Genomic DNA, 6354 nt, shown 5'->3' with positions numbered 1-6354 from the left:
CCCCCACGGCCGTCCGCACGAACAGGGCCGCCCCGCCCAGGCAGATCGCCACCAGGCCGACGGCCAGCACGACGTCGCGGCCCACCGGCGCCGCACCGCCGCCCCCGCCGCTCCTGCCCCTCCGGCGCACTCTCGCTGCAGCCATCCCGGCTCCTCCCCTCGCGACCTGCACGTCTCCCTCGTCTGGTCGTCGACGGCCGCCTTCAAACGCCCCCGCCGGGCGCAGCGGTCAGGGGCGCTCCTCGGCGGCGAGCAGCGCGAGGAGTCCGGGGAAGCGCCGCTCGACGTCGTCGCGGCGCAGGGTGGCCATGCGGCTGTTGCCGCGGTCCACCTGCCGGATCAGCCCGGCCTCGCGCAGGACGCGGAAGTGGTGGGTGAGGGTCGCCTTCGACACGGGCAGCCCGAACGAGGCGCAGGTGCGGGGGTTCCCGTCGGGCGCGGCGGCCAGTTCGCGGACCACCGTCCGGCGGAGCGGGTCGGCGAGGGCGGCGAGGACCTTGCCGAGTTCCATCTCGGCGGTCTCCGGATGGCCTTCGGTATCGGGCACGGGCTGCGGCCTCCACGTCGCGGGGTGTTCGGCGCACGCCGAAAGGTACGGGTTGCATCATACCTTGAAGATCGTTAGCGTTCATGCAGGTACGAAATCAACCGTACCTCCGTCGCGTCGGCCCTCCTCGCGCGGTCAACAGCCCTCCCAGGGAGCACCCATGAGCCAGCCGCCCGTCACCCTCGTCGGCACCGCCCGTCCGCGGCCGGAGCGCGCCGCGGAGCTGAAGGAACTGCTGCTGTCCTTCGTCGAACCCACCCGCAGGGAACCGGGCTGCCTGGAGTACCACTTCCACGAGGACCGCGACCGTCCCGGGGTCTTCGTCTTCTACGAGTCGTGGCGCTCGCAGGCGGACCTCGACGCCCACCTCGACCTGCCGCACCTCCGCGACTTCCGGGAACGGCGCATGGAGTTCCTCGAAACCGACTTGGAGATCAGCTTCCTCACGATGCACAGCCCGTACGGGCACCGCCCGTCCTGACCCCGTTTGGGCGCGGCACGCGGCGGGACGCGCGGGCGGGAACGCATGGGCGGTGCCGGCGCGGGCAGCAGCGGGTGCGGGAGCGGCCGTTCCGCGGCGACGAGGGGGTTGGCATGGCGAGGACCGGACTGACGGCACGTGAGGCCGCGGCGTGGGACCAGCTGGCGGCGCAGCTGTCCGACGCGGACGCCGCCCCGCCCCCGGCCGCCCGGACCGCGGACAGGACCCGGCACCGGGCTCGGCACCGGGCGCGGCTGGCCGTCGCGGCGGCCCTGCTGCCCACCGCGCTGCTGCTGCTCCTCGCGGGCAGTGCGACGGATTCCGGCCCCCTGGCATGGGGCGGTGTGACTGCCTGGATCGGCGCGGTCCTCACCGTCTCCCACGTCCTCGGCCACGGCCCCCGGCTGCCCTGGCGGCCCTGACCGGCAAGGACCCGGGGCGCCGGCCGTCCCGCGCTCAGGGCCGGTCCAGGCCCCACGTCTGGAGGGAGAACGGCCGGCCCTTCTCCTCACCCTCGATCAGGGGCACGTCGAGCAGCCGGAAGCCCGCCCTGGTGGCCACGGAGACACTGGCGGCGTTCTCCGCCTCCAGCTCCAGGATCACCCGCTCGGCGCCGAGCTCCCGGAACGCGTACGCGGCCATCACCCGCACCGCCCGCGCCGCCAGCCCCTGCCCGCGGTGCGCCGGGCCGACCGCGTAGCCGATCTCCGTGCCCTCGGGCGCGCGCCGCAGCATGACCTCGCCGAGCGGGGCGCCGCCGTCCACGGTGATCGCGAGCAGGATCGTCGTGCCCTCCGCCCGCAGCTTCCGGTCCCGCTCCAGCCGAGCCCGGGCGGCCGCCGCGTCGAACGGCGAGACGATGGGCGTCCAGTACGCGATGTCGGGGTGGTCGAACAGCTCCGGCATCGCGGCCAGGTCGTCCTCCGTCCAGTCCCGCAGGACGAGTCCCTCCCCCCGCAACTCCATGCGCTCGGGAAACGACGACGTGGTGCCGCTCATGCTGGGGCCCTCCTCGGCCTGCGGTGTGGGACGAGGCAGGATAACCGCGGCCGGGCCGGAAACCCCTGCCGTTTTCCCCGGGCCCGGCCGGCCCCGGCCGCACTCGCTGTGCGGGATGCAACCGCCGTCGCGCGCACGGTGTGCAGAGGTGAGCCGCCGTCGCTGCCGGACGGCCCGTAAGGTGCGGGAACCGGTACCGACACGGGCCCCGACCAGGGCGGGAGCGAGTCCGCGACCGCTCGCCCGGAACCGCCGGACACCGGCCGTACCACCGATTCCATGGGGGAACTCACATGCACGTCTCTCGCACTGCCCGCACCGCGCGCACGACGGGCCGCAGGGCCGCCCGCGCGGCCGTCGCCCTGACCGCCGCCTGCCTCGCCCTCGCCGGCACGCAGGCCGCCGCGGCCGCCGGCGCCCTCCCGGGCGCCGACCCGGTCTCCGCCGACGTGCAGCACGCCCGCGACCTCGCGGACGGCAAGTTCGACGCCGGCCACCTCGCGCACAAGGCGCGGAAGGAGGCCGAGGAGCGCGCCCTCGGCTTCGACACGGCCGGGGGCGCCGCCCCGCTCCGCGAAGTGGTCGTCAAGGGGACCAAGTTCTTCGCCCCGGCCGGAGCCGCGCCCCTGGCGGCGGCCGACGAGCCGAACAACCTCTGCGCCTACGGCGAGGTCTGCCTCTACTTCAACTCGGGCCACCGGAACGCCAACTTCAAGCGCAAGGACACGCAGTCCACCATCAAGGACTACGCCGGCCACACGTTCCCGGTCGGCCTCCCCGGCGGCGGCCAGCCCGTCAAGAACAACGCCGCTGCCGTGCACAACGCCAGCGGCCACTACACCTTCGGCGTGTTCTACAACAGCAACCACAAGGGCCTGCGCGCCTGGTACGCGCCGGGCACGGGCCGCGACCTGCCCGACTGGCTGAAGAACAACAACGCCTCCGGACGGGCCGACCGTTCGTGGTGACGGCGCTCCGCCGCGCCGCCGCCCTCGCCCTCGCGGCGGGGGCGGCGGCGCTGGCTGCGGCGTGCGGCGGCCCCGTCGGGGACGACGGGGACGGGGTCCCGCCCGGCCCGCCGCCCGCACTGCCCGTGGAGGAGTACATGCCCTCCCCGCGGCAGATCGCCGAGGACGGCTGGGCCCGCACCGTCCTGATGGCGCGGTGCCTGAAGCGGTTCGGCATCGACTCCGCCTACCACGACCGCCGCGTCCTGCGCGGCCCCGCCACCCGCACCGAACGCCGCTACGGCACCCCGGACGCCGCCCGCGCCCGGGAATGGGGCTACTGGCTCCCCGGTGACGACACGGCACCCGAGGACGCGGAGCCCGGCACCGCCGAGAACCAGGTCTCCTCCGGGACCGTCGCCGAGTACGCCGGACGGAAGGTGCCCGAAGGCGGCTGCCACGGCGAGGCGGTCCGCGCCCTGGACGGCGCGGACGCCACCCCGCAGACCTACGGCGACGCCCTGCGCACCGCCAACGACATGGAACTGGCCGCCTACGAGAAGGCGCGCCGCCACCCGCGGGTCAGGAAGGCCGAGCAGGCCTGGGCCGCCTGCATGGCCCGCAGGGGGTACGATCTGCCGGCGGACGTCTTCTCCGCCTCGGACCGGCTCGACCTGCCCCCCGTGCGGCCCCGGCCCGCGCCGTCCTCGCCGGAGATCGCGACAGCCGTCGCGGACGCCGCCTGCATGGGCGAGGCGTCCGTCGTCCCGGTGTGGCAGACGGTCGAAGCCGCCTGCCAGCGCGAGGAGATCGCGAAGGACCCGGCGAAGTGGGAGGACGTCCGGCGGACGTACCGCGCCCACTTCGAGAACGTCGCACGGGTGCTGCGCGAGAACCCGCCGCCCGGGTGACCGCGGCGCGTGATCCCCGCCGGAGGGGGTAGGAGCCGAAGACCGCCGAGTGACGAGAGGTGTCGACGTGATCCGAAGGCTGCAAGCGGTCGCACTGGACTGCGACGACCCCGCCCGGCTCGCGCGTTTCTACGCGGAGCTGCTCGGGGGCCGCGTCGTCGAGGACCCCGAGGACCCCGACTGGCTGGAGGTCCACGGCTTCGAGGGGACACCCCTGGCCTGCCAGCGGGTCGACGGCTACCGGCCGCCCGCATGGCCCGGTCAGCAGCGGCCGCAGCAGGTCCACCTCGATTTCGACGTCGACGACCTCGACGGCGAGGAGAAGCGCGCGCTGGCCCTGGGCGCGACCCTGCTGGAGCGGACGGACCAGATCCGCCCGGAGGCCAACTGGCGCGTCTACGCCGACCCGGCCGGACACCCGTTCTGCCTCTGCCTCCACTGACGCGGGCACCCCCCGCCCGGCCGGGCCGCCGCCCTGCCGCCGGGCTCGGGTCGGGCTGCGGCGGCCGCGTTCAGGCGGTGGGGCCCGGCGCCGGCCGGCGGCGCCGCGGGGCGGTGTCCAGCACGGCCCACATGCGCCGTCCGTCCTCCCCGGTGTCCGTGCCGACGGCGCAGGTCGCGGCCAGGGCCGCGACCTGCGTGAGGACACTGTCGTCGGGCGCGCCGAGGACATGGCTGAGAACGGCCACGAGGATCTTCCCCTCCTGGTCGCCCAGGTGCACCGACAGACGCTTCCCGCCGTCGGCGACCGCCGCCCCGACGAGGACCCGAACCGACTGCTCCACGTCCTCTTCGTGCGCGCCCGCGTATCCCCAGCCGCGGACCGTCTCCACGGCCTGGCGGGCCGCCTTCCCCGCCGCCCACCGGTCGGCGCGGAAGGCGAGCGCCGCCGTGCGCCGGTTCCGGACCACCATCCGCGGACGGGCCCGTACCGCCACCTCCTTCGGCTTGGCGGCGGGCTGCGGACGCGGCGCCTCCACCGGCTTCCTCTGCGGAGGCGGCGTCTTCGGCGGGTGGGTCGGCGGCACCTTGGGACCCCTGGCCTCGGGACTGGTCAACTCGGCCTCCTCGCAACAGGGAACAGGCAGACGGAACAGCGCGCCCCTCATCCTGGCACGGCGCGGCCCCGGCACCGCCCCGGTACGCCCTAAGGGCCGATCGGCGTCGCGCGGCCCGTGCGGTGCACGCCCGGTCACCGCCCGGCCGGACGCCCGGCAAACGCCGTGCTGACGGATTCCCGCAATCCGCCCGGGCTTTGTTCCCGGCGCGCCTGCCGCCGCCGGCGATCCTGCGTAGCCTTGGGGCCGATCGCAGACGTGTCCGTCGTACGGCGTGGGGGGACTCCGGTGCGGCCCGTCCCCCGCGGGGGGCCGAGGCGCCGCGGCGACGCCCCCCTGCCCGGCACGGCCGGCAGGACCCGCCCGGACACGCCCGGGGCCGCCGTACGGGCCCGGTTCCCTTCGCCGTCCTCACGCCAGGAGCTGCCGCATGTCCACACCCGCCGGTCTGATCGACGTCCACCACCACGCCGTACCGCCCCTGTACGCCGAGGCGCTCGGCGCCCGGAAGGCGATCCCGGGCGTCGACTACCCGGACTGGACCCCCGAGCAGAGCCTGGAGGTGATGGACGCGCACGGGATAGCGGCGGCCGTCCTGTCGATCACCGCCCCCGGCGTCAGCTTCCTCGACGGCACGGACGCCCCCAAGATGGCCCGGCGGGTCAACGAATACCTGGCCGGGCTGGTCCGCGAGCACCCGACCCGCTTCGGCGCGTTCGCCATCCTCCCGCTTCCCGACGTGGCCGCCGCCCGCGACGAACTGCGCTATGCCATGGACGAGTTGGGGTTGGACGGGGCGGGGCTGCTGACCTCGTACGGGCACCGCTACCTCGGCGACCCGGAGTTCGAGCCGCTGCTCGCGGAGATCGCCGAGCGGGGCGCGGCCGTCCATGTCCACCCCGCGACCCCGCCGAGCCGCGACCTGGAGACCTTCGACCTGCCGGCGTCGCTGTACGAGTTCACCTTCGAGACGACCCGCACCGCGGCGAGCCTGCTCTTCAACGGCGTCCTCGACCGCCTGCCCGGCCTCCGTCTGATCCTGTCGCACGCCGGCGGCACCCTGCCGTTCCTGGCCCGCCGGCTCACCCACGGCCCCACCATCGGCGCGTACCTGAAGGACCGCGCCCCGGCGGACGTCATCGGCACGCTGGGCCGGCTGCACTACGACGTCGCCATGTCCGCCAACGAGTTCGCGCTGCCCGCGCTGACCCGCCTCGCGGGCGCGGGCCGCATCCTCTACGGCAGCGACTACCCCTTCATGCCCGCCTCCCACACCGCCGAGAACACGGCCGGCTTCGCCGCGTACGACGGGTGGACGGAGGCCGAGCGGGCCGGGGTGGGCCGGACGAACGCCCTCCGGCTGTTCCCCGCGCTGGCCGCCCGCCTCGCCGGCTGAGACCGGCCCGTCCCA

9 protein-coding genes are annotated in these 6354 nt (G+C 75.3%); 6 read left to right on the top strand and 3 right to left on the bottom strand.

The features are described 5' to 3' along the window. Positions 1 to 229: 229 nt before the first annotated feature. Positions 230 to 547 (bottom strand): helix-turn-helix transcriptional regulator, encoded by a 318-nt coding sequence (locus tag EF903_RS08765; protein ID WP_125542562.1) that lies wholly within the window; start codon positions 545 to 547, stop codon positions 230 to 232. Positions 548 to 707: 160 nt separating this feature from the next. Between EF903_RS08765 and EF903_RS08760 the strand changes: the two genes are divergently transcribed. Next, a complete protein-coding gene (locus EF903_RS08760; RefSeq protein WP_125542560.1) occupies positions 708 to 1028 on the top strand; it encodes a putative quinol monooxygenase in 321 nt (106 codons plus the stop codon). Between the two features lie 113 nt (positions 1029 to 1141). Next, positions 1142 to 1450 carry a DUF3040 domain-containing protein gene (locus tag EF903_RS08755; RefSeq protein WP_125542558.1) on the top strand — a complete coding sequence of 103 codons (309 nt, stop codon included), beginning with the start codon at positions 1142 to 1144 and terminating at the stop codon, positions 1448 to 1450. Positions 1451 to 1484: 34 nt separating this feature from the next. Here the strand turns inward: EF903_RS08755 and EF903_RS08750 are convergent, their stop codons facing one another. Further along, the gene (locus tag EF903_RS08750; RefSeq protein WP_125542557.1) at positions 1485 to 2027 is read right to left on the bottom strand and encodes a GNAT family N-acetyltransferase; all 543 of its coding nucleotides are present in this window, start codon (positions 2025 to 2027) and stop codon (positions 1485 to 1487) included. A 293-nt stretch (positions 2028 to 2320) separates the two neighbouring features. Here EF903_RS08750 and EF903_RS08745 point away from each other — a divergent pair, with 293 nt between their 5' ends. The 3 genes from EF903_RS08745 (at position 2321) to EF903_RS08735 (ending at position 4327) form a co-directional block, all read left to right on the top strand. After that, entirely contained in the window at positions 2321 to 2995 is a 675-nt protein-coding gene (locus EF903_RS08745; RefSeq protein WP_125542555.1) for a hypothetical protein, read from the top strand. Next, positions 2992 to 3885: a hypothetical protein gene (locus tag EF903_RS08740; protein ID WP_125542553.1), complete on the top strand. Its 894-nt coding sequence runs from the start codon at positions 2992 to 2994 to the stop codon at positions 3883 to 3885. Before EF903_RS08745 ends, EF903_RS08740 begins: the two co-directional genes overlap by 4 nt. Positions 3886 to 3952: 67 nt before the next feature. After that, on the top strand, positions 3953 to 4327 hold the full coding sequence (locus EF903_RS08735; RefSeq protein WP_125542551.1) for a VOC family protein: 375 nt from the start codon (positions 3953 to 3955) through the stop codon (positions 4325 to 4327). A 70-nt stretch (positions 4328 to 4397) separates the two neighbouring features. On the opposite strand, the gene EF903_RS35085 is transcribed toward EF903_RS08735, so the two are convergent. Continuing rightward, complete coding sequence (locus EF903_RS35085; protein WP_260614972.1) at positions 4398 to 4943, bottom strand: hypothetical protein; 546 nt, start codon at positions 4941 to 4943, stop codon at positions 4398 to 4400. 430 nt (positions 4944 to 5373) lie between these two features. Here EF903_RS35085 and EF903_RS08725 point away from each other — a divergent pair, with 430 nt between their 5' ends. Further along, positions 5374 to 6339, top strand: a complete 966-nt coding sequence (locus EF903_RS08725) for an amidohydrolase family protein (protein WP_125542549.1) — start codon at positions 5374 to 5376, stop codon at positions 6337 to 6339. Positions 6340 to 6354 lie beyond the last annotated feature (15 nt).

This window comes from Streptomyces sp. WAC05292 (assembly GCF_003949955.1).
Lineage (GTDB): Bacteria > Actinomycetota > Actinomycetes > Streptomycetales > Streptomycetaceae > Streptomyces > Streptomyces globosus.
This window is presented reverse-complemented; position numbering and strand designations above follow the sequence as displayed.

What these genes read in the sequence shown, in the direction of transcription:
- EF903_RS08745 (WP_125542555.1), top strand. Translation starts at nt 2,321, where the DNA reads ATGCACGTCTCTCGCACTGCCCGCACCGCGCGCACGACGGGCCGCAGG.
- EF903_RS08755 (WP_125542558.1), top strand. Translation starts at nt 1,142, where the DNA reads ATGGCGAGGACCGGACTGACGGCACGTGAGGCCGCGGCGTGGGACCAG.
- EF903_RS08760 (WP_125542560.1), top strand. Translation starts at nt 708, where the DNA reads ATGAGCCAGCCGCCCGTCACCCTCGTCGGCACCGCCCGTCCGCGGCCG.
- EF903_RS08750 (WP_125542557.1), bottom strand. Translation starts at nt 2,027, where the DNA reads ATGAGCGGCACCACGTCGTCGTTTCCCGAGCGCATGGAGTTGCGGGGG.
- EF903_RS08725 (WP_125542549.1), top strand. Translation starts at nt 5,374, where the DNA reads ATGTCCACACCCGCCGGTCTGATCGACGTCCACCACCACGCCGTACCG.